The sequence below is a fragment of the Lactiplantibacillus sp. YT640 genome, from assembly GCF_049745435.1.
GTDB lineage: Bacteria > Bacillota > Bacilli > Lactobacillales > Lactobacillaceae > Lactiplantibacillus > Lactiplantibacillus plantarum.
Genome location: NZ_JBMNVY010000010.1, coordinates 57,735 through 83,716, shown reverse-complemented (window position 1 = coordinate 83,716; position 25,982 = coordinate 57,735). Strand labels below are relative to the sequence as shown.

Annotated in this window: 21 protein-coding genes, 2 tRNA genes and 1 other annotated feature; of the genes, 10 read left to right on the top strand and 13 right to left on the bottom strand. The window is 45.4% G+C overall.

Features of this window, described 5'->3' with window-relative positions:
- Nucleotides 1-211 precede the first annotated feature (211 nt).
- From ACOV1R_RS08610 to ACOV1R_RS08585, 6 genes are all read right to left on the bottom strand, one after another.
- Nucleotides 212-1,987 (bottom strand): SLC13 family permease, encoded by a 1,776-nt coding sequence (locus ACOV1R_RS08610; protein WP_003645240.1) that lies wholly within the window; start codon nucleotides 1,985-1,987, stop codon nucleotides 212-214.
- A 432-nt stretch (nucleotides 1,988-2,419) separates the two neighbouring features.
- Nucleotides 2,420-4,159, bottom strand: coding sequence for an aryl-sulfate sulfotransferase (locus ACOV1R_RS08605; RefSeq protein ID WP_003645241.1), 1,740 nt, complete (start codon nucleotides 4,157-4,159; stop codon nucleotides 2,420-2,422).
- Between the two features lie 220 nt (nucleotides 4,160-4,379).
- On the bottom strand, nucleotides 4,380-5,336 hold the full coding sequence (locus ACOV1R_RS08600) for a DHH family phosphoesterase (protein ID WP_003645242.1): 957 nt from the start codon (nucleotides 5,334-5,336) through the stop codon (nucleotides 4,380-4,382).
- Entirely contained in the window at nucleotides 5,326-5,949 is a 624-nt protein-coding gene (gene cysC, locus ACOV1R_RS08595) for an adenylyl-sulfate kinase (RefSeq protein WP_003645243.1), read from the bottom strand. Before cysC ends, ACOV1R_RS08600 begins: the two co-directional genes overlap by 11 nt.
- 2 nt (nucleotides 5,950-5,951) lie before the next feature.
- Entirely contained in the window at nucleotides 5,952-7,127 is a 1,176-nt protein-coding gene (gene sat / locus ACOV1R_RS08590) for a sulfate adenylyltransferase (protein ID WP_217203235.1), read from the bottom strand.
- Complete coding sequence (locus ACOV1R_RS08585; RefSeq protein WP_003645245.1) at nucleotides 7,105-8,742, bottom strand: sulfotransferase family protein; 1,638 nt, start codon at nucleotides 8,740-8,742, stop codon at nucleotides 7,105-7,107. The genes sat and ACOV1R_RS08585 overlap by 23 nt, the downstream gene beginning before the upstream one ends.
- A gap of 586 nt (nucleotides 8,743-9,328) precedes the next feature.
- Nucleotides 9,329-9,568 (top strand) — a binding site (T-box leader).
- A gap of 62 nt (nucleotides 9,569-9,630) precedes the next feature.
- On the opposite strand from ACOV1R_RS08585, the gene metE reads away from it, so the two are divergent.
- From metE to ACOV1R_RS08570, 3 genes are all read left to right on the top strand, one after another.
- Nucleotides 9,631-11,937, top strand: coding sequence for a 5-methyltetrahydropteroyltriglutamate--homocysteine S-methyltransferase (gene metE, locus ACOV1R_RS08580; RefSeq protein WP_016511927.1), 2,307 nt, complete (start codon nucleotides 9,631-9,633; stop codon nucleotides 11,935-11,937).
- 13 nt (nucleotides 11,938-11,950) lie between these two features.
- Entirely contained in the window at nucleotides 11,951-13,807 is a 1,857-nt protein-coding gene (locus ACOV1R_RS08575) for a bifunctional homocysteine S-methyltransferase/methylenetetrahydrofolate reductase (protein WP_011101376.1), read from the top strand.
- A gap of 72 nt (nucleotides 13,808-13,879) precedes the next feature.
- Complete coding sequence (locus tag ACOV1R_RS08570; protein WP_003645248.1) at nucleotides 13,880-14,239, top strand: YisL family protein; 360 nt, start codon at nucleotides 13,880-13,882, stop codon at nucleotides 14,237-14,239.
- A 98-nt stretch (nucleotides 14,240-14,337) separates the two neighbouring features.
- On the opposite strand, the gene ACOV1R_RS08565 is transcribed toward ACOV1R_RS08570, so the two are convergent.
- Nucleotides 14,338-14,859: a GtrA family protein gene (locus tag ACOV1R_RS08565; protein ID WP_003643142.1), complete on the bottom strand. Its 522-nt coding sequence runs from the start codon at nucleotides 14,857-14,859 to the stop codon at nucleotides 14,338-14,340.
- A gap of 105 nt (nucleotides 14,860-14,964) precedes the next feature.
- Here ACOV1R_RS08565 and ACOV1R_RS08560 point away from each other — a divergent pair, with 105 nt between their 5' ends.
- From ACOV1R_RS08560 to ACOV1R_RS08545, 4 genes are all read left to right on the top strand, one after another.
- Nucleotides 14,965-15,978 carry a hypothetical protein gene (locus tag ACOV1R_RS08560; RefSeq protein ID WP_031263440.1) on the top strand — a complete coding sequence of 338 codons (1,014 nt, stop codon included), beginning with the start codon at nucleotides 14,965-14,967 and terminating at the stop codon, nucleotides 15,976-15,978.
- Nucleotides 15,979-16,142: 164 nt separating this feature from the next.
- A complete protein-coding gene (locus ACOV1R_RS08555) occupies nucleotides 16,143-16,568 on the top strand; it encodes a hypothetical protein (protein ID WP_003645249.1) in 426 nt (141 codons plus the stop codon).
- 249 nt (nucleotides 16,569-16,817) lie between these two features.
- Nucleotides 16,818-16,901, top strand: a tRNA-Leu gene (locus ACOV1R_RS08550).
- A gap of 388 nt (nucleotides 16,902-17,289) precedes the next feature.
- A tRNA-His gene (locus ACOV1R_RS08545) sits at nucleotides 17,290-17,362 on the top strand.
- A gap of 55 nt (nucleotides 17,363-17,417) precedes the next feature.
- Here the strand turns inward: ACOV1R_RS08545 and ACOV1R_RS08540 are convergent.
- Both ACOV1R_RS08540 and ACOV1R_RS08535 read right to left on the bottom strand, forming a co-directional pair.
- Nucleotides 17,418-19,685 carry an ATP-binding cassette domain-containing protein gene (locus ACOV1R_RS08540; RefSeq protein ID WP_016511343.1) on the bottom strand — a complete coding sequence of 756 codons (2,268 nt, stop codon included), beginning with the start codon at nucleotides 19,683-19,685 and terminating at the stop codon, nucleotides 17,418-17,420.
- 64 nt (nucleotides 19,686-19,749) lie between these two features.
- A complete protein-coding gene (locus ACOV1R_RS08535) occupies nucleotides 19,750-20,037 on the bottom strand; it encodes a hypothetical protein (RefSeq protein ID WP_003643147.1) in 288 nt (95 codons plus the stop codon).
- 114 nt (nucleotides 20,038-20,151) lie between these two features.
- Between ACOV1R_RS08535 and ACOV1R_RS08530 the strand changes: the two genes are divergently transcribed.
- The 3 genes from ACOV1R_RS08530 (at nucleotide 20,152) to ACOV1R_RS08520 (ending at nucleotide 22,615) form a co-directional block, all read left to right on the top strand.
- On the top strand, nucleotides 20,152-20,664 hold the full coding sequence (locus ACOV1R_RS08530) for a hypothetical protein (protein ID WP_003643148.1): 513 nt from the start codon (nucleotides 20,152-20,154) through the stop codon (nucleotides 20,662-20,664).
- Between the two features lie 116 nt (nucleotides 20,665-20,780).
- Nucleotides 20,781-21,257 carry a MarR family winged helix-turn-helix transcriptional regulator gene (locus tag ACOV1R_RS08525; protein WP_003643149.1) on the top strand — a complete coding sequence of 159 codons (477 nt, stop codon included), beginning with the start codon at nucleotides 20,781-20,783 and terminating at the stop codon, nucleotides 21,255-21,257.
- A gap of 671 nt (nucleotides 21,258-21,928) precedes the next feature.
- Nucleotides 21,929-22,615 (top strand): CPBP family intramembrane glutamic endopeptidase, encoded by a 687-nt coding sequence (locus tag ACOV1R_RS08520; RefSeq protein ID WP_217203233.1) that lies wholly within the window; start codon nucleotides 21,929-21,931, stop codon nucleotides 22,613-22,615.
- Between the two features lie 38 nt (nucleotides 22,616-22,653).
- On the opposite strand, the gene ACOV1R_RS08515 is transcribed toward ACOV1R_RS08520, so the two are convergent.
- The 4 genes from ACOV1R_RS08515 to ACOV1R_RS08500 form a co-directional block, all read right to left on the bottom strand.
- On the bottom strand, nucleotides 22,654-23,025 hold the full coding sequence (locus ACOV1R_RS08515) for a hypothetical protein (RefSeq protein WP_003643152.1): 372 nt from the start codon (nucleotides 23,023-23,025) through the stop codon (nucleotides 22,654-22,656).
- Nucleotides 23,026-23,235: 210 nt separating this feature from the next.
- Complete coding sequence (locus ACOV1R_RS08510) at nucleotides 23,236-23,574, bottom strand: membrane protein (protein ID WP_003644251.1); 339 nt, start codon at nucleotides 23,572-23,574, stop codon at nucleotides 23,236-23,238.
- A 167-nt stretch (nucleotides 23,575-23,741) separates the two neighbouring features.
- Complete coding sequence (locus ACOV1R_RS08505) at nucleotides 23,742-24,509, bottom strand: LytR/AlgR family response regulator transcription factor (RefSeq protein ID WP_003645252.1); 768 nt, start codon at nucleotides 24,507-24,509, stop codon at nucleotides 23,742-23,744.
- Between the two features lie 5 nt (nucleotides 24,510-24,514).
- Nucleotides 24,515-25,777, bottom strand: coding sequence for a sensor histidine kinase (locus ACOV1R_RS08500; RefSeq protein WP_003643155.1), 1,263 nt, complete (start codon nucleotides 25,775-25,777; stop codon nucleotides 24,515-24,517).
- Nucleotides 25,778-25,982: the final 205 nt, after the last annotated feature.

Genomic DNA, 25,982 nt, shown 5'->3' with positions numbered 1-25,982 from the left:
ATCGTTTAGGTGTTGTCATCGGAATGCCTCGATTCGTTTTTCCTCAGATTATACCTGAATTTTTAGTTTTCAGACAGTCCCTAGTGAATTGGCCGTCTTGATTTACTTTTTAAGGTTATTTCACTGTGCTAAGCTGTCACCGATTTACTAACCAACACAAAAAAACTTGTCAGCAGGCGCTCACAAGTCTTTTAGATTCGATTAAGTCACATCACAGCACCATATAATAGTAATAGGACACAAACACACAAACGACCATACAAATCAAATTTAACGGAATTCCGACTTTAAAGTAGTCCGTGAACTTATAATGTCCAGGGCCGTAAACAATTAAGTTTGTTTGGTACCCGATTGGCGTTGAAAAGTCTGCCGTCGCAGCAATCGTAATCAACATCACAAGCATCATCACGGGTAGATTTTCCAACTTCGCTGCGGAAACGACCACTGGAAACATCAGTGATAACGCCGCCGCATTGGACAAAATGGCCGTTAAGAAGTTAGTCACGAAATAAATCAGGAACATATAGATGATTGGTGATGCGTTCCCGGTAATTGCTACTAATGACTTTGCGATAAACTTATCAGCACCCACATTCGACATCGCAAGCCCAAGTCCATAACTACTAGCCACTAAAAACAACACGTTCATATCGACAGCCTTCACAATATCGCTGATTGAAACGCATTTCGTCAAGAAAAGTACCACGCACGAGGCCGCCAGACCAACGAACAAATCAATCACGCCCATAGTCGACACGATGATCGTTGCAACCAATAAAACAATCGGTAAAACATCCTTATAAGTATGTTTCCGGGACTTCACTGGTTGTGAATTAAAGACGTGTAAATCTTTGAGACTTGCCAGCTCGTCTGGTTCACCAGTGGTAATCATGACCAAGTTGTCCCCGCCTTTTAAGCGAATACTTCCGAGATGCCCTTCGAGGTTGACATCGTTGCGTCGAATTGCGACGACGACACTCCCAAAGACATTGCGAAAACGCGCTGATTTGACCGTTTGGTTCACCAAACTGGACGTGTCCGGAATGGAGACTTCGACGAGCCGAACCCGTTCATTGGTGATATCAGTCATATTGATTTTCTGAGTGCTTGGTATTAGACCTTTAATATTCATAAGATCATTAATACAATCAAAATTTCCAGTGAAGTAAAGACGGTCACCTAACTGTAGAATCGTCTCATCCGTCACCGGCACGATCGACTGACCACTCCGATTAATCGCCACTAAGAAAGAGCGCGGCAAATTACGAAGTTTGGCGGCGACCACCGTTTGATTGAGGTGTTCAAACTCATCGCCGATCGTCATTTCAATCAAGTAATCATTCGGTTCAGCAACAACATCGTCAACACTACTCCCATAATAGGTCGGTAACATGCGGTACCCGATCGTCAGTAAGTAAATCAACCCAATAATCGTGATGGGAATCCCGATGACGGCCAAGTCAAAGGTACCAAATTGTGCTAATTTGTACTTAGACAATAATCCTTGTGCCACTAGATTGGTCGAAGTCCCTAGAACGGTCAACAACCCACTCAGAATCGTGGCGTAGGATAGTGGGATCAAGAACTTTGAGATTGCCATCCCTTTCTGCTTCGTCCAACGCTGGACCATCGGTGTCAAAGTGGACACAATCGGGGTATTATTCATAAACGGTGAAATCACACTCACGCTCGCTAACAACCGTAATAAGGAACGCTTTTCGCTGTGACCATCGCCGAGAATCCGGTCAAATAAGTGGGTAATAATATTACTTTTGGCGATGGCATAGGCAATAATATACATCAGGGCAATTGTCGCTAACCCGTCGTTAGCAAAACCTGACAGTGCGTCCGTTGGCGACAAGATGCCGACAAACATCAAGAACGCTAAGGCACACAAGATTACGGCGTTCGGGGTCGTAACTTCCATGGCCATTAATATAAATGATACTAATAACGTGATTAAAACAATTGCAATATTTAAGGTCATCGTCATCGCTCCGCTTCAACTAATTTTCATCTTGCTGAGTCTTGCGCCACTGCTCATAATCAACCTATATCCGTCGCGCCGTTCAACATAAGAACCATTGTAGACTTGGAATGTGAACATAAATGCGACATGGTATGAAATTATTCTAGCTTTGCGGATGATTTTGCGACCAAATTGTGACTTTTTCATTAACGTTCAGTCACAACTTTGAAAACGACCTTTTCGGACTAGCAATTGGTTTGTGAACAGGCACGGTTGAGGTCAGATTGAAGTCAGACGGACGCTCCAAAACTGGATTGTCAAGGGGAAAAACAATGCCTGACTGTCTCTCTATAATCTGTTAACGGCCGTGACTGATTAGCGCAACACGCAAACAGGCGCCCCCGACCAGATGAGCCATCTAGTCATGAGCGCCCGTTTTACATTCAATTCTTATTCATTAATACCATACGTGTGCTTCGTCGGATACAACGAGAAGCGTTCGGCCCGGTAGACATAACCACCGCTTGGAAGGCCCGTTAATTCAACGTTAAACACCTGTTGCTTGCTCTTCAAATCGTATTCAATAATATTAGCTGATTTACCATTATTCAACCAACCAAAATCAATTAGCCGATTCGAAGCACTCAAGTAACGATTAGAACCAATAATATTGGCAAAGTTCTTCTTACCTAATGACTTGCCGTAACTGCCAACTTGAGAAATCGTCTTCGTCTTTTCATTAATATGATATTCGACACCTTCTGAATATTTACCAGAAGAGTCCGCCAACGATTTCTTGGTCGTACCAACTGCCACGTTATTGTTGAAGATCATCACGTTGAGCGAGTTCTTCTTGCCCAAGGTGCTTGGATCAACGATGGCGGCATGTTGCCCACCCGGCCAAGCAATCTTACCACTAGCCTTCAGCAAGTACTTGCGGTACGATTTCGGCCAAGCTGAAGTCTTCTTACCAGACAAGATCCACTTGATCTTTTCAGTCTTGTAATCGATCTTCATCACTAAGTTCTGGTTGCGACTTGAAATAATCAAGCTCTTATCCGTCTTATCATAATAGACGGAGTTCTGATGAAACCAGTCCTTCTTACCCATATATTTACTGGACTTCGTCGCGTTGTACTTCGTATAGAACTTCGCAGGTAGGATATTCTTCATGTTGATGACCTTGGTGATCTTACCCGTCTTATGCGATATAACGATCATCGTGTCTTCGACATAGGTCCGGCCGCCATCGGAAACGGTCGCAATCAGATCACCGTTTGGTAATTCCGTTACGTCATGGTGGACCTGATTATGGTTCTGCTTCTTAGAACCCTTAGCCTTACCCCAGGCCTTATGATTAAATTTATAAGTCTTATAAACTTTACCCGTATAATCCATTTCAACTAACTCATCAAAATATGAATTCTTAGCATTCGATTTGGTCCAAATCAATAAATGCCCATTGTTAAGTTGTTTGAAAATGTGGGAAGTTGGCCGCGTTGTATACCACCGAATATTACCATCCGCATCCATCCCGAACGATAAGTTTTTAGACTGCTTGCTCCCAGAGATCGTCGTCCGAACCATAAATGTCAGCTTCGAATTACCAGTCCCTAAGACCATTTTTTGTTTGTTAGCCTTCTTAACGTTGATCTTAAAATCGGTCAACGCCGATGGTAACTTCGCCGTTTTCAGTCGGATCGTCTTGGTCGTCGACGTGCCATCCTTATAAGTCACCTTAATCTTGACCTGGTTATTCGTGTTGGCGTATAACCCCAGCACGGTCAAATCATGACTCGTTGTGTACTTATTGACCGTATTAGAAATTGAAGTCTTACTACTCTTGCCGACCACCGTATAACTGACCTTGGCCGCCTTGCTCGTCTGGAAAATCACCTTAGCGGATAACGGGGACACCCCGTATGGGTTAACCTTCGTGTACATGTTATTAACGGTATAATTCTTATTGGCGACCGCCTTCTTCAGCGTCGCCGTCTCACTCGACTGGGCCTTAATCTCAGTCTTGACTAGCCGCGTGTTGATGTCCTTCTTCGTTGCACTCGCCGAACGTACCTTACTAGTGGTCGTTGTCGTTGCAGTTGACTGATGATATTTGTAATACCCAAAACCACCGCCAATCGCGACAATCACAACGACAATTAGTGCAATCAACCAATTTCGCTTTTTCATTTACCTTTCACCGACCCTATCTCACTATTTTGTCTGACGCCAATTAATTCCTCACGACCGCTACTCCAACGACATACCCGTTTTGTCAGCCAGAATATTAGGCTCATACGCTGATACTGGCGGTCTAACCTTCCCGTGGCAACCCACGTGACCGACACAGAATGACTAACAATTGCCATGTCAAACCGAATCAGTGCAGTTTATATTAAATTTATTATACTCAATCTACGGCCGTCGCAGCTAATATTTGCGCCTGCATTTGCTCAATGACTTGTCCAACTGTCGCTAGGTCAGGAACAAATGCCCCACTTGCTAACGGATGACCGCCGCCATTGAACGCTTTTGCGACCGCATTGACATTGATTGCTTTCGACCGAAAATGTACGCGGTATTGCCCCTGTGGGGTTTCAATGAAGAACAACCAAACTTTGACCGTCGTCAGGTTACCGGGCAACGGGACAAGCGCATCCTCATCGCCACATTCCAGACTCAAGTCACTAAATAGCCGTTGCGGTAAGACAACGTGTGCCAGACCACTTGGCTCAATAGTTTGTTCACTCAGGACGTACCCATACAACTTGCTGAGTGCTGGCGTTAAGTCCATTTCGTGGTGACTAATAGTGGCAATATCAATGTCCGTTGCCGCGAGTGCACTAGCAATCTTCAGAGTTCGAGTGGACGTCTCAGGAGTTGAAAAGCGCACCGTATCACCGATAATTCCGGCATATAGCTTGGTTGCAACGGCCGCCGTCACTGTAAAGCACCCCGCTTGCGCCAACTCATAAATCATCTCCGAGCAACTGCTATAAGTTTCATCGACCCAGTTCAGTTGCCCATAGGGATCGTGATTCGGGTGATGGTCGATTTTAATCACAAAGGCACCTGTTGGCAACTCCCCAGCTAGGCGCTCATGGTTAGCACAATCTACGGCAATGACTAAGTCCGTTGCTTGGGGGGTCACTAACTGCTCATCGGTTGTATCGATCCACGCCAAATGGCCCGGAACTGGGGCCATCGCCACAACGAGTTTCTCCGGGTAAGCCGCTTTGAGCAAGGCGACTAGTCCAAATTGTGCCCCGATTGCATCGGGATCCGGATTCGTATGACGATAGACCAAGATTCGGTCCATTTTCACAATCGATTTTGTGATGGCAGTAATGATTGCACTAGTTTTCATTTGCAGTAGCCAAACTGACGTAATGATGTTCCGCCAAGTAATTCAATACTTGTTGGACGGAAGCGGTCAGTGGTTGTTTGGACGTGTCAATCGTAATCTCAGGATCGATAGGTGCTTCGTATGGTGCATCGATGCCTGTAAAGCCCGTGATTTCACCACGACGCGCCTTCGCGTACAATTGTTTCACATCTCGTTGTTCGCAAACTTCAAGCGGCGTGTCGACGAACACTTCAATAAACTCATCGACCTCAAGGTTCGCCCGCACTTTATCACGGTCGGTCCGATATGGTGAAATGAAAGCTGTCAACGTAATCACGCCAGCATCGACAAATAGTTTGGCAACTTCGCCGATTCGGCGAATATTTTCTTCACGGTCTTCAGCTGAGAAGCCTAAATTCTTATTCAAGCCAAAGCGCATATTATCGCCGTCTAAAACGTAACTACCAACTTGTTGGTCAAATAATGCTTTTTCAACGGCATTCGCAATCGTCGACTTACCGGAACCGGACAGGCCAGTAAACCATAAAACCACACTCTTATGATGGTTCAGCGCTTGCCGTTCGGCCTTGCTAACTTGCGATTGATGCCAAGTAATATTATCTGATTTTACCATGCTTAGACCTCCTGTTGCTGTTCACGTTTACGCTTCAACCCATCAATGAGAACCCAGGCAACTTCGGGACGTGAAACTTCCTTTGGTGGTACAACACCATCAGCCAGCATCTTACGCACCTTCGTCCCGCTTAATGAGATGTGATCTTCGGCACCGTGTGGACAAGTCTTCTGCGTTGCCATTGAACCACACTTTTTGCAGTAGAAGGAATTATCGAATTTGAAGAAGTGCATGCCCATCTCATCTTCGACCGAAGTGATTAATTCTTGGGCTTCATAGGTCCCGTAATAGTCACCCACACCAGCATGGTCACGACCGACGATAAAGTCAGTACAACCATAGTTTTTACGAACGATTGCGTGTAAGATGGCTTCCTTAGGACCAGCATACCGCATCGCGGCTGGATAAATGACCAACCGAACACGGTCTTCTGGATAGTAATACTTCAGAATCGTCTTATAGCTTTCCATCCGAACGTCTGCTGGAATATCATCCGCCTTGGTCTCACCAACCAATGGATTTAAGAATAACCCATCGACGTTTTCTAAAGCTAATTTTTGAATATATTCATGCGCCCGATGAATTGGATTCCGTGTCTGGAACCCAACGATCCGCTTCCAGCCGAGGTCATGGAACATCTTCCGAGTTTCTAATGGTTCCATATAATAATCACTAAAAGCACCATGATCTGGCTTATGCAACAATTTAATTGCGCCACCCAAGTAGACGTCACCATTGGCATACAAGCGTTTAACACCTGGATGGGCTTCGTCGGTGGTCTTGTAGACGTTTTGGGCTTCCAATTGCTTGTCCGGAACAAACTTATCTTCAACTTGCATCGTGCCATAAATGACGCCGTCAGCGCCCTTCAAAGCAATCTTAGTATTCAATTCAATCTTATCAGCATCCGCTTGGGACACACCCAGCGTAATTGGTACACTCCAGATAACGCTACTCTTCAAGTGCATCGTGTTGACCACTGAATGGTAATCATCACTGACCATGAAGCCAGTCAGGGGGCTAAAACCACCAATCCCAATTAATTCCAAGTCTGAGATATTCCAATTATTGATGGTTAAACTTGGCAGCTGCTCAGCAGCCTGACGCGTTGCTTCACTAAAATCTTCTAAATTAACTAACTTACCACCATGAGCTTTAATTCCGTACACTGTTTGCATATTGATCACCTTTCACGTTTAAAATTTCATCATAATTAAGACTTACAAAATGGTTCAATGCGGCTTGCTGTTGTTCATCCTGACTCGCACGTCGACACAACGCTGTTAAAGTTGCCGCCACCTCATCCATGTCTAGCGGGGTCCGCAGCTTGAACGTTTCGTCCGGCTGTTCATCTCGTAATGGCGCTGCCTTGGTCGGCTCAGCAGCAATAAAAGCCGTCACCGCACTTTGCGACGCAGGGGTTCCCAGTTCGTCAGCCATCAGGACCAAGTATGGTGGCTGTTCAACCGCGTGCAACGTCCGTATTAAATGTTGAATCGCTAATCGGCGCTCACGTTCATCAGTGATGGCCGTTAAGTCATCTGCAATCACCACGTTATGCGTATCCGCACCTAACTCGGCACTGACCGTCGTTAACATTTCAACGATTTCATTGTTTTTAGCATCCCCAATCCCCCATAACGTCTCGCGTTTCGCGTTTTTACGGAGATAATTGTTCAGGGCTTCCTTTTGCTCGACCACTAAATAGTCCAAGGGGTACGTCTGAATGGCAATCGTATTATTATTCAACCGTTCGCTCAAATCTTCAGCAACCTCATGACTGTCAGCTTCTGTGCCGACCATCTTGACTTGATCATTTCGTAAAGTCGTGTTGACCTGATCAACTTGGGCCTGATCTTCGCCGAATACAAAGAACGTTTTACTATTGATCTTGACGTTAAAGTCCCGATATAAAGCGCCATACTTGGCTAAATACTCGTCAGTCATCTCGTCGATGCGCTGTTGAAATTCAGCCGAGGCAAAGTAATCCGGGTCAGCCGCAGCTTGACGGCCTAGTAAGTAAAGTGCCTTAACATCGGTTTTCACGTCCGTTCGAGCTTCAAAATCAGCTAAATTTTCACCGCTATCACTCTTTTGGAGTGCTGGATCGATGAAGTCATCGATTTGCGCTTGGAGTGCCGCCTCGTCGCTCGTCCACGGTAAGTTAAATTGGGTCGCGATTCGTTTCAACGTCGTCAACGTCTGACCAAACAAATCTTCGTACGTGACTAAAATGCGGTGCTCACGGTCGGTATCACGTAATGAAAGCAACGTCCGGACTTGCCACTGACGCATTGCGAGCGTGGTATCACGGTGCCAGGCGCGCTCATTCGAATTGACCACGTCCATCGGATTACGTAGCAAGACGATCTCAGCCGGCTGAACCTCAACGTCAGCCAAAACACGTTGCCACAATTCGATATAATCATTCATCCGTGGGTCTTTTATCGCCAGATACTGTTCATTCTCAAAAAAATTTCGTAGATACGTGGTTAACGCCGCCCGGTCCTTTTTAATCTTCGGGCTATCATAGTAACCCTTGAAGGCTGGCCGGTACCGGATGCGACTTCCAAGTGACTTGTGAATATTGATGACATCTTTATTTTCAAAATAGCCTTTCGGATTGATCCGCTTACTAGGTGCCAACAGGTTATCAGTCCCGAGAGAAATGCCCATCAAATTAACACACTTAGTCATTACCGATGTTCCGGAACGGCCACTCCCAAGAATTAATACGGCCTGCTTCGTTTGTTGACGGTGATTAAACAATCGTTGCCATAAGCTTTGACTCATTCTTCATCATCCTAATCATTATTATTTATTTGATCTTTGGTACTTCGCTAGTGGGCTCACCAAATATACTAGCAAGTTAATTGTGAAAATAAGTACTCTTAACTCGAAAAAAATATGATGATTTCATGAAATTTAGTGCTTTTAGCAAGTACGCACCCGGTAATCTGCTGGGTGTAGATTAGGACATTTCCCCACAGTTTTGATGAAATATTCAAATTTTAGGACTATTAAAATCCCTTTATACCAGTGCATTGATTACCAAAGCACCTGATTTCACTCAATATCGTCAGCACCCTTAACCAACTTAATCCTCAATTGAATGCTTGGCGCAACGCCCCTGTTATGAAGACCTAAAATGTCAACCCAACCATGTGGGAGCTGCGTTTCAACCCTATTCACCAGTTCAAGCGGTCGGAATCCGACAACGGTTGCTGGCAAATACTAGTGGCTGTTCACACCACGTTTCCTACTTGCCTGGCTCCAAATAGCGTGTGCGTCACATTACGCCTTGAATATGTTCAAAAGATTAAAAAATAATTTGACTAAATTAGAAATTGGTGGTATTTTCTAATCAATCATAAAACATGTAAACGTCCTGAAGAGGAAAGTAATCATCGCTACCCGTGCAGTGAGTTTGGAATAGTGCAAACCAAACCGGAAGACGATTGATGAAAAATGGCCTCCAAACGGCACCACTGAGCTTTTGCCAGGTGATGACAGTTAGCTACTGTTAATAAGCTTCCGTATGAAACGTACGGATTGAGGTCAATATCGTGAGGTGTTGACAAATTAAGGTGGTACCGCGAACGGCAACTTCGTCCTTTAATCAGGATGAGGTTGCCGTTTTTTCGTTTAAAATAATTTGCTAAATATAAGGAGTGGGTTTTAATGACAATTATTAATAGTAACTTGGGGTATCCACGTTTAGGTGAACATCGTGAATGGAAGCACTTATTGGAACACTTTTGGAAAGGACAATTAGACAACGTGACCTTTCACGCCACTGCTAAAAAATTACGCCTAGCTAACTTGAAAAAGCAACGCGACCTGGGAGTGGACTATATTCCGGTCGCTGACAATTCGGATTACGATCACGTTTTAGATACACTAGTCGCATTCAACGCGATTCCAAGTCGCTTTGGTCACTTCGATCACCAGTTGGACTTGCCCGACTACTATGCAATTGCCCGTGGAACTGATACCGCCGTGGCGGCCGAAATGACAAAGTGGTTCAATATCAACTATCACTACATTGTTCCTGAATTCGATGATGTGTCCTTTAAGTTATTAGATAATCGCTGGCTACGCTACTACCAAGAAGCTAAGCAAGAACTAGGCATTGATGGTAAACCAGTCATTCTGGGTCCCATCTCTTTCCTTAAACTGGGTAAACGTCACGGACAGTACTTGGATGACGCCGCCGTCAACGAACTATTACCGCAGTTATTACCGCTTTACCAACAAGTGTTTGAAGAATTAGCGACAGCTGGCGCAAAATGGATTCAATTGGATGAACCGACCCTAGTCAAAACAACGACGGTTGCGGAACTCGCACCTTATCAAACTGCACTTGAACATTTGCATGCGGCTGTCCCATCCTTAAAAATCGAACTCCAAACTTATTTTGACAGCCTTGATCAGTACGACCAAATCGTGACCTGGCCAATCCAAGCACTTGGACTGGACCTAGTACACGACCATGGTGAAAACCTGGCGCACTTGGTCGACCACGGCTTCCCAACCGACAAAATTCTCGCAGCTGGCATTATTGATGGACATAACGTCTGGGCTAGTGATCTACAAGCAAAACTTGCATTAGTTCAGCAGTTACGGCAAATCGTGACCGATGATCAGTTATGGCTCCAACCCGCCAACTCATTATTACACGTTCCCATTACCACCAAAAATGAAACCAAGGCTGACCCCGTCTTACTGGGCGGCCTGGCCTTTGCGGACCAGAAATTGGCAGAACTGCATACCTTAACCGTGGCAGCCAATCAGGGGGTTGCCGCTGTTCAAGCAGTGTTCGACCATAATCAGGCCAACTTGACTGCCCTCAACCAGTCCAGTCACCGCAACAACCAGTCGGTTCGCGCCGCTGAAGCGCAACTGAGTAATCAAAAATTCGAACGCCAGGCACCATTTGCGACCCGGATTAAGTTACAACACGACCGGTTACACCTACCCCTCCTGCCAACAACAACGATTGGGAGCTTTCCGCAAAGTGCGCAAGTCCGAGCAAAACGAGCAGCATGGCGCAAGGGTAATTTAACCGATGCCGATTACCAGGCATTCCTGCATGCTGAAACCAAACGATGGATCAAGCTACAAGAAGACCTCGGCCTCGACGTCCTGGTTCACGGTGAATTTGAACGCACTGACATGGTCGAATACTTTGGTCAAAAACTGACTGGCTTCTATGCGACCCAAAATGGTTGGGTCCAATCATACGGTTCACGAGGCGTCCGGCCACCCGTTATCTTTGGGGATGTCGCTTACACGGAACCAATCACCGTTGCTGAGTCCGTTTACGCGCAAAGTCTAACCGACCAGCCGGTTAAAGGCATGTTGACAGCACCACTGACCATTATCAACTGGAGTTTTGTTCGCGACGATATCCCTAGGGCGCAGGTTCAAAATCAGATTGCTTTGGCCCTCCGGCAAGAAGTTCAAAACTTGGAAAAAGCTGGTATTAAGATTATTCAAGTTGATGAACCAGCACTTAGGGAAGGTTTGCCACTCAAGCAGCGCCATTGGCAAGCCTATTTGGATGAAGCAGTGTACTCATTTAAGATCACCACGACCGGCGTGCAAAACGACACTCAGATTCATACCCATATGTGCTACTCTAACTTTGCCGATATCATCGATACCATCAAAGCCCTTGACGCAGATGTCATTTCGATTGAAACGTCCCGTAGCCATGGGGAGATTATCAGTGCTTTTGAACAAACCGGGTACGATCAAGAAATCGGTCTGGGGGTCTATGACATTCACAGTCCACGCGTACCGAGTGTTGCGGAAATTGAAGCCAACATCCAACGCGCATTACGCGTTATCGACGCCCGGCAATTCTGGATCAATCCTGACTGTGGTCTCAAAACCCGGCAAGAATCAGAAACCCTAGCAGCCTTAAAGAACATGATTGCTGCGCGCAACGCGATCCAGGCCCAATTGACCACTAGCATCCACTAAGGAGGTGGCTTGAATGAAGTTTAAACAAGCACTCCAGCAACGGGTCCTCGTTGCCGATGGCGCAATGGGCACCCTTTTATATGGTAACTATGGCATCAATTCGGCTTTTGAAAACCTGAATTTGACGCATCCCGACACGATCTTACGCGTTCACCGATCGTACATTCGGGCTGGTGCCGATATTATTCAAACCAACACCTACGCTGCGAACCGCCTAAAGTTGACCCGGTATGATTTACAAGACCAAGTCACCACCATCAATCAGGCCGCTGTGAAAATTGCAGCGACCGCACGGGAACACGCGGATCACCCCGTTTACATTCTGGGAACGATCGGTGGACTAGCCGGCGATACCGATGCAACTGTTCAACGGGCGACACCAGCAACGATTGCTGCCAGCGTGACTGAACAACTTACCGCCCTTCTAGCCACCAACCAGTTAGATGGCATCTTGCTCGAAACATATTATGATTTGCCAGAACTGCTCGCCGCGTTAAAAATCGTGAAGGCCCATACTGACTTGCCCGTCATCACGAATGTTTCAATGTTAGCCCCCGGCGTCTTACGAAACGGTACGAGCTTCACTGATGCCATCGTCCAACTCAACGCTGCCGGCGCCGACGTAATCGGCACGAACTGTCGCCTGGGACCTTACTATTTAGCTCAGTCATTTGAAAACTTGGCGATTCCAGCTAACGTTAAACTAGCCGTTTACCCAAACGCTGGCTTGCCTGGCACTGATCAGGACGGTGCGGTGGTCTACGATGGTGAACCAAGCTATTTCGAAGAATATGCCGAACGCTTTCGTCAGCTCGGTCTGAACATTATTGGTGGTTGTTGTGGGACCACACCTTTGCATACCAGCGCAACCGTCCGCGGTCTAAGTAATCGCAGCATCGTTGCTCATGACCAGCCGGCTACAAAACCACAGCCACCAACGCTCGTCACGACAAAGAGTCAGCACCGGTTTCTGCAAAAAGTTGCGACCCAAAAAACGGCGTTAGTCGAACTCGATCCACCCCGCGATTTTGATACGACTAAATTTTTCCGGGGTGCTGAACGATTAAAAGCCGCTGGTGTCGATGGCATTACACTGTCTGACAATTCGTTAGCAACGGTCCGGATTGCTAATACGACGATTGCGGCGCAGCTCAAGTTGAACTACGGCATCACGCCGATCGTTCACTTGACGACCCGCGACCACAATCTAATCGGCTTACAATCAGAGATCATGGGTCTACACAGCCTGGGTATTGAGGACATCTTAGCTATCACTGGCGATCCGGCCAAACTCGGTGATTTTCCGGGAGCCACTTCGGTCAGCGATGTGCGCTCCGTTGAACTGATGAAGTTGATCAAGCAATTCAATAGCGGCATCGGACCAACGGGTAAGTCGCTTAAAGAAGCCAGTGACTTTCGGGTCGCAGGCGCCTTTAATCCTAACGCTTATCGCACTTCCATATCGACCAAGTCAATCAGTCGGAAGTTAAGTTATGGTTGTGACTACATTATCACCCAACCCGTGTATGATCTTGCAAACGTTGACGCTTTGGCGGATGCTCTAGCGGCTAATCACGTGAATGTGCCAGTGTTCGTTGGTGTTATGCCACTCGTCTCACGGCGTAATGCTGAATTTCTACACCATGAAGTCCATGGCATTCGGATTCCAGAGCCTATCTTGACACGCATGGCAGAAGCCGAACAGACCGGAAACGAACGGGCAGTGGGCATTGCTATTGCAAAGGAATTGATTGATGGTATCTGTGCGCGCTTCAACGGCGTTCACATCGTCACACCGTTTAACCGCTTTAAAACGGTCATTGAATTAGTCGATTACATCCAACAGAAAAACTTAATTAAAGTACAATAAAAGAAACCGCCGCCAACACCTACTTTCATGCTAAAATTAGACATGAATTGTAAATGTGGAGGCGGTTTTGTCATGTACTTATTAGGGCACATTATTGGTTGGCTATGGCTCATGCTGACGGTTGCGATTGGTCTCAGTCGTCACTCAGTCAAATCAGCCAATCGCTTTTTGATTCTTAGTCGCATCGGGTACCTGCTAATTATCATCACTGGGGTGGCCTTGGCAATCAGAACCTTATCAGGCAACTGGTGGTTGACCTTGCTAAAAGTGATACTCGGTCTTGGCACGATTGGCCTCATTGAAGTGGCCTTTGCCCGCAAGCAGGAAAGTCATTTGAACTCTGGACTTGTCACCCTACTCGTCTGCGGCACCTTACTAACGATTATTTGTGGCATCGGCTTGCACTGGCAATTGACGGGAAACTTGATTTAAACCATCAATGTCGTTGAAATTACTGCCTAACGATCCAAAGTGATGCTATCAAAAAAACAAGTCGTCCGTTAGGGGACGACTTGCTTGCCTGATGCCAATTAATTGTTACGATCACTCAAACGTTTCATGATTTGCTGGCGCATTCGCATTTTCTGGTTGCTTTCCATAAAAATCAGCCGCGACGTCCCATAGTTAAAGAGTCCCACGAGAACCTGGTCGATGATTTTAACAAGTAGGGGTGCCCAGAACAACAACGAAATGCCGACGAACATGAGGAAAGTATCGAAAAAATATGATAAGCCTCGTGTCAACATGAAACTAATGAACTCGCGACACCAGTGCCAAAAGTCTTGCGATTTGGACTGAAAGACCACCGCTTTGTTGGTAAAAAAACTAAACAAAGTTGCTAGCACCCATGCGATTGTGTTGGAAAATAAATAGTGTTCCGCCAAGACTGAGTGTAGCACCCAGAATACCAAGACGTTCACCAGCGCGGCCATAAAGCCAAACAGTGCGTATTTCCAAAAATATTGATATTGATGGTAGATTTTAATCAACCACTGCACGCCGTTCGCCACCGTTTCTTCTAGCTCAAAAATATTATACAATAGCAATATCATACCTTGTTATCGGCCCCCTGACAAGCTCAGCCGTTAAATTGGCGCTTAGTGGGCTGGTCGCTTATACTTAAACTAATCTGCAATTCTTTTTGGAGTGAATTATTTATGAGAACTTATTTATTTATTGCCGGGCTGATCTTAGCCTGTCTAATTTTAATCATTATCTTAATTGCGGTGTTAGTCCATCTCCACCATGTCAATCAGGCGGCGGATAAACAGGCCGCGTTGCTTAAATCAATTCGGCAGCGCCTCGTTCATCAAACTTTGACCAATCAGGAACAAGACCGTCAAATTACCAAGTTGCAGACTCAAAATAACGGTTTTCGGAATCGCTTGAATCAAGCCGTTCCCCATCCGGTGGCGGTTCCTCAGACGCGCCGGATCAACGCTAATTCGCGTGCAATTTTCCGCTCATACGTCATTGGTTTAGATTACTACCAAAAAGAATTTGAAGCCGCGCTGGCCGATGCGAGTGCCCGAGGTTACTTTAAACCTTATGGTGGCTATAATGATTCTGGTCTGAAAGCAGATTATCTCTATGCCAAGAAGTACCGTGTCGACGCTAACGCTAACATCGGTGAAATTCAGTTAGTTGAAGAAGTTGATGGTGCTGAGCGATCCGTACGGGTTGAACTAAAAGTTGCGGAGCATGGCTATACCATCGGCTATCTGCCGAAAAAGCAGGTCGACGAAGCCTTCAACGTGATCGACATTTACGCTAACTCGGTCATGACCCTCTCCTCCAAAACTAATTTAACTGGTGGTGAATGGAAGATGGCGATCGATGCTGTCGATGAAATGCAGTACCTGAATGATCCCAACGCTCAAAATCGGGCCCTTCCCGATTACGGTGCCATTGACACCCCCTTAAAAATCAAGACCGGTAAAAGGTCCTACTTCCTCCAATTCACCTTATATGAAATGGAAATCAGCAATGATGAGATTCCATTGTATAGTTTAGTCGACACAGTCGACGGTCAACGTGGCTCGATTGTTGAAGTCGATGCTGGTCCGATCTCATATGTGATCGACGTCCAAGCTGGGCCACAGACTGGGTCCAAGATTACGGTCATTCCTGAACAAATTGACCGCGTCATTTGGGTCCCTAACTGGAAATAGGTCAATCACCGTTATCAAGTGAGGTTATTTTAATGAAAAAATTAATCTTAGTGATCCTGTTACTTCTGTCAATCGGTGTGATGACCATCGTTGATTCGAACATCATCCGACAAGCCCCTTATCCGAGCTTGTCCCAAGAACAAACGAAATAAGGAGGTCCGAACGTGACCCGGGCAATTTTAATCAGTTTCTGCGCCCTATTCCTTTTAGCAGGCTGCACTTCCCAAGCTGAGCCAAGTATTTCCACTAAGCAAGCGAACTCAGTTGCAGCCGCTAACCGCGCGGAGCAAACTAGTCGTGCCAATGCAGCGGCTGATGCTAGTGCTAAGAAGCAATCTGGTGACCATTATCAAGCTGCTGACGACCATATCACTAGCGCAACTAGTGCAGTGGCCGCCGTCGGGCAAGTGCTCAACGATCCCAAGCAACAAACCTTTGGTGTCGTACCAACTGCCAATCAAGATGCACACGGCCACCACTATTATCAGGTCGATGCTTATCAGAAAACGGCTAATGGCGGCCGGGGGCATTATCTGAATAGTTACTTTGTTTATTTAGATGGTAGTATCACGACCAAACAAGCAAATTAATAAACCGACAAGTTGTCACCCATTCAAGCAGTGTCGTTGAACCTGCTGGGATGGGTGACTTTTTGGATGCATTTTTTGCCGGTAGTAATTTCAGTATTTCGGCGTACAGTTATTCCATGCTAATTAAGGCCAGCCCCAGTAACTAAGCAACCAATTTGCAATTACAATTAATATCAACTGCATAAATATAGAAAAAGGTTTATTTTTTTGTTACTTTTCGCTATAATGGATATTGTTGTTAAAGCAACTGCCCCAGTGGCGGAACTGGCAGACGCGCAGCGTTCAGGTCGCTGTATTGGAAACAATGTACAGGTTCGAATCCTGCCTGGGGCATAATTAGTCTATGAGCAATAAAAGAGCCACAGTAAACACTTATTTACTGGGCTCTTTTATTTTGTGAATTTTAACAAAGTAGTGCCTTTGCAAAGATTTTTACGCATTTCTTCAATAAGGATGAATTCATAATAATTTTGCTCAACCGATAAGTGCTGGTCCACCTCACCTATCCGTTAGACACACTAACCACGGCAAACGGGCCGTAGCTCCCATTGTTAGGGGAACTATGGCCTTTTACTAACGGTTAAATAATTGTTGGTCACAGTAGAACCTTCACCAACGCTTCAGAAACTGAGGCGATTAATTTCTGAAAATCCACAAAAAGTCCTATGCAACCCACGATTTTAGTGTATACTAGATATGTTGACGAAAAGTTAACGTGATGGCGGTAGTGGCGAAGTGGTTAACGCACCGGATTGTGGCTCCGGCACGCGTGGGTTCGATTCCCACCTACCGCCCTTCTAAAAAAGCACGTGCAATTGCACGTGCTTTTTATTTAATCAAATTTTCTAATCACGCCTTCAGCCAAGCCTTCAAAGCGGCTCCAGTGCGTGAAGTGGGCACGTCAACTGCTGCTCGTGGGGTTCCGCTATACTGAATTCGGCCGCCATACTGACCAGCATCCGGCCCCACATCGATCAACCAATCGGCCTGGCTAATTACCGCCAGATTATGTTCGATAATAATCAACGAGTTACCAGCGGCCACTAAGGCATCGAATAATTTTAATAAGCGTTGTGTGTCTTGCAAATGCAGACCGGCAGTCGGTTCATCTAACAAGTACACCGTTCCCTGCTTGCCTAGCTCAACCGCCAGCTTCAACCGTTGCAGTTCACCACCCGACAAAGTGGTGAGCGGTTGCGCCAATGTTAGGTAACCCAAACCGACCCGGTCTAAATTCTTCAATGGCTGAGCCACTTTGTCCATCGTGGCAAAAAAAGCTAACGCCGCTGTGACTGACATCTGGAGCACGTCGGCAATCGTCTTACCCTGGTAAGCATAACTGAGCGCCGTTTCATTATACCGCAGCCCATGACACAATTCACATGTCTGCACAACGGGATCCATAAAGGCCATATTCGTGATGGTCACGCCTTTACCCTTACACCGCGGACAAGCACCCTTACCATTATAGCTGAACCAACTAGTTGCCACGCCATTGGCTTTCGCGAATAGTTGTCGGATTTGGTCGAGCACTCCTAAGTAAGTCGCCGGTGTTGAGCGAATATTCAGGCCCACTGGTGTCTGGGCTAAATCAATATAAGCCGTCTTTAATTGCCGTTTTAGCGCGGTAACCAGCGAACTCTTCCCTGAACCGGCCACCCCCGAGACGACCGTCATCACACCGAGGGGCATGTCGACACTGACATCGTGCAGGTTATTTTCATTAATATGGTGTAATGCCAAGTGGGCCTGGACTGGTCGTTCTTGACCCCATTTATGCGGTTGTCGCAACCACCGGCCCGTCAACGTATCAGAAGCCAGTAACTCGTCATAAGTCCCGGTAAAGGTCACGTTTCCACCAGTGCGACCAGCTGCAGGCCCCATCTCGACAACATAGTCGGCTAACGTAAACATGGCTGGATTGTGTTCAACAATCAGAATTGTGTTACCCTTATCCTTCAGCTTCGTTAACGCTTGCTTGATTAACTGAATATCATGTGGGTGCAGCCCAACGCTTGGCTCGTCCAAAATGTAGACCATATCTACTAAGGCGCTGGTCAAGTATTTGGCAATCTTAATCCGTTGCGCTTCACCACCAGATAAAGAACTGGTCCCACGATCCAATGTCAGATAGCCCAGGCCAATATCGACCAACGATTGGATCTTGGTCGTCAGCTCCCGCACAATATCTTGGGCTAACGGCGCATCAATCGCTTGTAAAAATGCCAGAACATGCTTTAAATCCATAGCCGTCACCTGAGCAATGTTGACCCCGTTAATATGATTGGTCAACACGACCGGTTTGAGTCGTGTGCCATCACACGTTGGGCACGGTTTGCGCGTGACGATCGCCGCAATCGCATCGCGATGGTGTTCGGCTTCCTTCTTACCAATAATCGAGCGCTTGATCCGCGGAACAACACCTTCATACAGGGCCGTTCTAGGAAAACCTTCTCCAGGATGGGCTAATTTCTGTTGCGGTGCGTGCATCAGTAAATCGTATTCCGCAGCACTATAATCCTTGATGGGTTTATCATTGTCAAACAAACCACTCGTCGCATAACGGCGCCAACGCCACGTATCCGGTGCAAAACTCACAAACGTGATGGCCCCCTCATTTAATGATTTCTCAGGATCAATCAATTGCTGCTCATCAATATCGTCAACATAACCTAAACCTTGGCAGGTTGGGCACATGCCTTGGGGTAAGTTAAACGAAAAACTGTCCGAATACCCGATAAACGGTTCCCCAACCCGTGAAAACAAGAGCCGCAGTAACGAATAAATTCCAGTATAGGTTGCCAAGGTTGAACGCGCATTCTTGCCGAGGCGTTGTTGAGCAATCACAATCGCAACGGGCAAGTGCTCGATATGCCCGACGTGTGGTTGACCATACTTCGGTAAATATTGTTGCGTAAAACTGGGAAACGTTTCATTCAGTTCGCGCCGTGACGCCGCTGCAATCGTATCAAAAACGAGTGACGACTTACCGGAACCTGACAAGCCCACGAACACCGTGGTTGCATATTTAGGAACGCGAAGACTAACGTGCTTTAAATTGTTTTGGGTAGCGTCGTATACGTCAATAGCGCCATGTGGAAATGAATAACTGGTCATCAAACCTTCCTTTCTATCACTTGTTTGCTATCAAAAAAGGACCTGAAAATTCAGATCCTAAGTATCAGACTGATTCATCAACGAGCTTGACGACCGTCCCATAGCCGGTTACGATCAAAAACCGTGGTGCAACACTCATCTGAGCGACTTCAGTATTGAAGTTCACATAAATTAACCCGTCGCCACCTTGATCCTCTGCCTTTTGTAGCAGTAGTGGCTTGACTTGTTCGATTAAATCGTCAAACCGTTCAAACTGATCAACACCATCAGATTCAAACATCAGGTGTTTTGTGACGGAGACGACGCCCTTAATCATATGGGAGCGCTGTAAATCACCAGTTGTCATAAACATTTTTCCAACCCCCTATCACTTTAATTTTACTTGAAAACGACGTCACTCGCAAACGTAACCAATTATTTGACCACAAGTTTTTAAAGGACTAAATTAATCGTAGGGAGTGATAGTTTGAAAACAGCAACACAACTTTTACAACAATATACCTTTGAGCCCGTTAAGGATAAAATGCGGGTCGAACAACACGCCTTAGCCGTCCAACATCAGGATCGCGCCATTCCATTCGGACACTTCAAGATCCGGTTGAAAAATATTGATAATCAACAAACTTATTTATTGGAATTAAAGCAAGCGTTACAGTTGACCACCACGTCTGGGTTCCAGTTACGTTCCCGACTACACGGGGTGCATGTCAAACATGCACAACACATGATGCCGACCGGTTATCACGTATTGGCATCACTGACGATTAAGGCCGCCCCACGTGACGCTCATGAATTTGTACATGACAAAACAAAAATCGCCTGCCTGATTCCAGTTGGTGATCACGCGGCCAAAACATTGCCAGCACAAGTTCCACTTTATGCGTTCACGGACAACCATCAACTTGCCATCAATCAGCAGGCCATGGCCCAGTTATTCCTGACATGCATTAAGTCCCAACAACGCCAACAGGTCAATTAATTAACCCGCTTTTATAAATAAATCGTTCGAAAACAATGTATTTGCGCAATATTAATTGCATTTGGCGAATTAATTGCGTACAATGTACTAAAATAGATAGTAAAGGAGGCGGTTTGATGGCAACCCCAACAAAAAACATTTTGCTCGACGAACAGCTCTGTTTTGCGCTCTACACCGCCAGCAAACGATATAATCATTTTTATTCCGAAGCTTTAGCACCTTTCAAGCTGACTTATCCGCAGTACATCACTTTATTGGCACTCTGGGAAAAGAGTCCGATGACGGTCCGGGAACTTGGTTCACACGTTAACCTTGATAGCGGGACTCTGACCCCGTTATTGAAACGGATGCAAACCCAAGGCTGGGTCGAACGCAAGCGCGATACGGACGATGAACGCCAAGTCAACATCTCGTTGTCGCAAAAAGCCATCGATGCTAAACCAGAGATTTTTGCCCACGTTAATTCTTGCATGGATTTACTTGGTTTAGATGAAGCAACCTATAACCAGATTCGCGAAACGGTTAACTTTGCTTCCGAACACATCAAAAATGCCGATCCTAAAAAGGTCGACTATTCTGGCGAAGCATTCTAACTGACTGCTTAACTAGGTCGAGGTTTTTCTAACCTCGGCCTTTTTTGTTGCGATTAAACCAATTGATTTTTGACACTAGCGTCACTTTGTTTTGAGACTAGCCCGTTCAAGGCTAATATGAACGATCGTTAGCTAGCACCGATCAAATAATTATGGGTGTTTGCAGACACATTAATTCCGCAAAAAATAAATCAAATGATAAAACCCAGTTGAATTTGATAGTTTAGACCGCTAAAAATAATTTAAGTATGTATTAAGGGACGATTTTTTGCAGGTACTGTATTCGGTGACTTTGGGGACGTGCAACAAAAAAATGACTCTACCGCTTAGTAGCAGTAGGGCCAAAGAGTTAGGTTTAAGTACAATATGGGGGATTGTACTTGCTCGTCCATCCACTTTGGGGGAGTAAAATGAACAAGTGTATAACTATTAGGTACAAGTATATACTATTACATAATTGTGAAGAAAGTGTGAAGATTTGTCCGAATTATGCTTTTTTATTCTTTATTTTTATAGAGCATCAACCATTATTTCTACAATTATTATATTTTTAGCATTCAACCAGATTAATATCATCCGCTTGTGCCTGGCATCGATGCCTTTCTCAGATTTGCAAATCCGTGTCGAAACCTGAACACTGCGGTAAAATCAACCATGGGAGGTGAAGTCCGATGGAAATTATTGACCGCGGCTTGGGGTGGCTCGGACGCGTGTTGCTCACTGCTGGCCTAATTGTTGGGGTCGTGATCCCACCAATGTCACTTAAATTAATTAACCAATTATATCGCCAGCATCAGCTCACAGCCTGGCAGATCACCCTGGCAGGTGTCTATCTGTTAATTTTTGTGATCCTAGCACTGGCGGCAACCGCCCTAATGCGGCACTATACCGGCAACTATCAATCAGAAAACTTAAAATACCATGACTGGCAAATTATTGGAATGGCCTATCTCACCATCTTAATTTTTGAGGGCGGCTTTCAATTTATAAACCAGCTTCTGTATCACCAGAATCAAACACAAAATAACGCCGCCATTAAAAATTTAATGGCCGGCAGTCCTCTGTCGCTTTGGCTTATGGCGTTGAGCGCCGTTTTTTTGACTCCAATTGTTGAAGAGTTAGTTTTTCGTGGCGTTCTGACTAACCTTTTCTTTCAACAAGAATGGCTCAAGGTCGGGCTCAGCGGGATTGTTTTCGGTAGCCTCCATAGTAGTTCAACCTTACCGAGCTTCCTCATATACGTCACCATGGGACTCGTGCTAGCTATTGTTTATCGGCTGACCCGTAAAATTCGCGCGGCCATTGCGCTCCACTTTGTGATCAATAGCCTAGCAATTACCATCATGTTACTGCATTGACGACCTTCACGCACAACTTCGTCACGGCACTGGCCACCCTAACTTTTATAACTCCCCTGCCAGACTAATAACACGTCAAAAATCAAAAATAGCACATTAAAATGTAATAGCCACCAATTCATCAGGCCTTTCTCACGCACCATTCCCAGAATTGCCAAGCCAATGCCAATAACGGGAATCAAACCTCCTTGTAACAACCGATAAATCGGCAAGTAGGCCCATTCTGATAGCAGGATTGGTCCCGTTAACTGACCCAATAAAATAAACAACAAAAATACCCCGATATTCAACAATGAGCAGGCAAACGCCGTCTCGGTAATGGTGCCCATCGCGAGGCGAAAGTGAAATTGAAATCGTAAAACCAGTGTCCCGATGATTCCAATCACCAAAATAATGCCAACCACTAACATACAGCCACGACTCCTTTTCTTGTCATTGTTACTGTACGCTAAAATCAACAATGCGCCTAGCGCAAAACTAGAAGCTTAATGATTTTTTAGCAACCCCGTAACGCGACTAACAACTAAATAAATTCGAGTAGTTCACCGTAGCTTTTATATGGCACGCTGTCCTAGTCATTAACCATCAAAAAAGAGCCGGCAACTTGCCCGCTCACCCATCTAACTCTTTGTCCCGGTTGGTACTGTTAGTACTTTGGCTTTTAGCCCCACGACTTTAATTGTAATCCGCTTATGAACTGGCATTTTAACATAGAATTGACCACTCTGCTTATTCGAAATAACCTGACGGACATGTTTCCCACTCTTTAAGGTGACAATGACACCGTGCTTGGTACGGCCACTGATTGTTGCAGAGGTAGCATTTTGATGGTAAACCACCTTTGACACAGTGAGCCGATGAATTCGTCGATGATAATCACCTTGCAAGCTGTATTCCGAACCAAATATTAACAAACAACCGGCCAAAATCATTAAGATTAGTGACCAGAACTGCTTCATGACGCCACCTCCAGACCAGCTCCCACAGCTGGCATTTAATAGTCTAAGCATACATGCAAATTAATCTAAAAAGCCAAAAAAGGTGCAAAGCTCATAATAGCCTGCACCAACGTCATTAAAATTCACTTTTGATTAACGATTTTGTTACATTAGAGTCTTAAGCGAAGCTAGCTAAACGTGACTGCCAGTTCGGAACGCTTGATTAATGCGATTAAATCATGCATTTTACGAATCGCAATATCGACCGACTCGCCATTTTCAAAGTAGCCAAGCTGATGTTGCTTATCAATTCGTACTAGCATTTGCGGGTTCACCAAGAAACTCTTATGAACCCGGAATAACTCTGGGTGGGCCACGGTTTCATCACTAATCTTACCATTGTATTGAACAATTCGATCTGTTAAATGGAGAACCAGCTTATTACGAACTGCTCCAGTCTCGATAAATAACACCTGATCTAATGGAACATTGAAGAGCTGACCACCCTTAGAGTAAGAAAACATGGCCTTGCTGGTGACTGCTTGCTTGGTATAACGTTCATAAGCAACCCGAATATCTGTCTCCACTTTGGCTTTGACCGTTTCTTGACCCAAATCTTTCACAATAAAGTCCAGTGGTTCGATTCGTCGTTCAAAGGTCAAAAAGGCCATTTCAGAATGGGTCGACACGAAGACAATCCGCGCATTAACATCCGCCTCGCGAATTCGAGTCGCCAGTGCTAGGCCATTTAAGTCTTGCCCAGGATATTCAATATCTAAAAAGTAGAGTCCCTCAAGATCGGAATTGGTCTCGACATAGTCCAACAACGTTTGTGCTTGTCCGGTTGCTAAGGTCAGTTCCATATCAAAATCATTAATCATAATATGATTCTTAATGATTTGCTTTAAGGTTGCTAATTGTTCAGGATCGTCTTCCACAACAAAGGTCTTTAACACGCTGCTCACTCACTTTCAATACTAATAATAAATTCGAATCGTTGATGGGAGCTCACTTCATAAGTCACGTTAGCTAATGGATCTAACAACTCACGAACGGTTGCTAACCCTTGCCCATGACCAGCACCTTTCGAAGTATGCCCAGCAACCATCAGCTCATCCAGGCGCTCAATCGGATGATTCAATGAATTGGCAAAAATCAACTCCACCATGCGGGGATACTTAACAAGTGCGACCGCAATCTGACCACCACTCTGACCCTTCACCGCTTCGATGGCATTGTCTAACAAGATGCCACTCACCCGTGATAACGTCACTGAATCAATTGCAATTGCCGCAATCGGGTCGTTGGCTTCCAAGCGTACTTGAATTCCAGCTTGGCGCGCAACGGAAAACTTACTCTGAATAATGGCTTTCAATGGTTTGTCCTTGATTTGTTCTAAATTGTCAAAGTGTCCAAAATCACGATTTAGACTTTGCTTAGACTTGGTCACAACTTGACGAAAATATTGTTGTAATTCAGGATCATCAGCTGTCTGAATATACTCACCCAAGGACAGTAAGATGTTTTGATAATCATGGCGAAACTTACGTAAATTTTGATAACTATTTTCCAAATTTTTGACATAAATATCATATTGTTGCCGTTCCAAAGCTTGCCGGTTATTTTGAACCCGCAATGTATAACTATAGAACAGGTAAAGAAACGTTCCGGCGTTGATCAGCAAGATAGCCACTAGAATCAACATTAGAATCCCCAAAAATCCTGAGCCAATATTATAATTATCCGCCGCAGTCGTGATGGTAAAAAACGCGACCGCAACTACAGCCAAAGCACTGACAATCACGTTCAACGTTAGCCCGTCTACAAATTGCCGCGGATAACGCTTCTTTAAGACCTTGAAACTAGCGGCGACTGCCAACATACAAGCTGTGACAATTGTTTCACCGATGGCTTCAAATAGCCAGCCACTCCAGTCATTCAAACCCAAGTTAAATAAGTGAAAAATCGACTCCGTCGCATAATTGCCAAAGAAACTAAAAAGAATGTAGGCGAGTGTGGCCGTTAGACTCGTCACAATAAAGTACTTTTTGCGCCGTACAAACGCCAGTAACCCCATGTTCACAATGAACGTGATGATATCCGAATAGTCGTCATACAACATGTAGATCACAGTTAGAAGTACGGTCATAACCGCAACAGTCGCATAGACTCGCTTCTGTCGAAGCTCACGATTGATTAATATCTGCAGTAAAAAAACCAACATGACCGAGTACCAATGGTCAAAAGCTGCAATATACCAATAGACGTAAACGATAACTGCTCCCCTCCCCGCATGATGCTCAATACTACCATTGTAGCGAAATACGGCCAGTTTGTATATTTGTGCGATAAAAACTTAACAATCTTTACCAAATCGCTGACTGACCAATTAATACCCGTAACCGTCTCCAAAGCTTGCTATACACGCC

Bases quoted from the DNA above. Each gene is read 5' to 3' on its own strand.
- ACOV1R_RS08610 (WP_003645240.1), bottom strand. From the start codon at position 1,987: ATGACCTTAAATATTGCAATTGTTTTAATCACGTTATTAGTATCATTT.
- ACOV1R_RS08605 (WP_003645241.1), bottom strand. From the start codon at position 4,159: ATGAAAAAGCGAAATTGGTTGATTGCACTAATTGTCGTTGTGATTGTC.
- ACOV1R_RS08600 (WP_003645242.1), bottom strand. From the start codon at position 5,336: ATGAAAACTAGTGCAATCATTACTGCCATCACAAAATCGATTGTGAAA.
- cysC (WP_003645243.1), bottom strand. From the start codon at position 5,949: ATGGTAAAATCAGATAATATTACTTGGCATCAATCGCAAGTTAGCAAG.
- sat (WP_217203235.1), bottom strand. From the start codon at position 7,127: ATGCAAACAGTGTACGGAATTAAAGCTCATGGTGGTAAGTTAGTTAAT.
- ACOV1R_RS08585 (WP_003645245.1), bottom strand. From the start codon at position 8,742: ATGAGTCAAAGCTTATGGCAACGATTGTTTAATCACCGTCAACAAACG.
- metE (WP_016511927.1), top strand. From the start codon at position 9,631: ATGACAATTATTAATAGTAACTTGGGGTATCCACGTTTAGGTGAACAT.
- ACOV1R_RS08575 (WP_011101376.1), top strand. From the start codon at position 11,951: ATGAAGTTTAAACAAGCACTCCAGCAACGGGTCCTCGTTGCCGATGGC.
- ACOV1R_RS08570 (WP_003645248.1), top strand. From the start codon at position 13,880: ATGTACTTATTAGGGCACATTATTGGTTGGCTATGGCTCATGCTGACG.
- ACOV1R_RS08565 (WP_003643142.1), bottom strand. From the start codon at position 14,859: ATGATATTGCTATTGTATAATATTTTTGAGCTAGAAGAAACGGTGGCG.
- ACOV1R_RS08560 (WP_031263440.1), top strand. From the start codon at position 14,965: ATGAGAACTTATTTATTTATTGCCGGGCTGATCTTAGCCTGTCTAATT.
- ACOV1R_RS08540 (WP_016511343.1), bottom strand. From the start codon at position 19,685: ATGACCAGTTATTCATTTCCACATGGCGCTATTGACGTATACGACGCT.
- ACOV1R_RS08535 (WP_003643147.1), bottom strand. From the start codon at position 20,037: ATGTTTATGACAACTGGTGATTTACAGCGCTCCCATATGATTAAGGGC.
- ACOV1R_RS08525 (WP_003643149.1), top strand. From the start codon at position 20,781: ATGGCAACCCCAACAAAAAACATTTTGCTCGACGAACAGCTCTGTTTT.
- ACOV1R_RS08520 (WP_217203233.1), top strand. From the start codon at position 21,929: ATGGAAATTATTGACCGCGGCTTGGGGTGGCTCGGACGCGTGTTGCTC.
- ACOV1R_RS08515 (WP_003643152.1), bottom strand. From the start codon at position 23,025: ATGTTAGTGGTTGGCATTATTTTGGTGATTGGAATCATCGGGACACTG.
- ACOV1R_RS08510 (WP_003644251.1), bottom strand. From the start codon at position 23,574: ATGAAGCAGTTCTGGTCACTAATCTTAATGATTTTGGCCGGTTGTTTG.
- ACOV1R_RS08500 (WP_003643155.1), bottom strand. From the start codon at position 25,777: ATGTTGGTTTTTTTACTGCAGATATTAATCAATCGTGAGCTTCGACAG.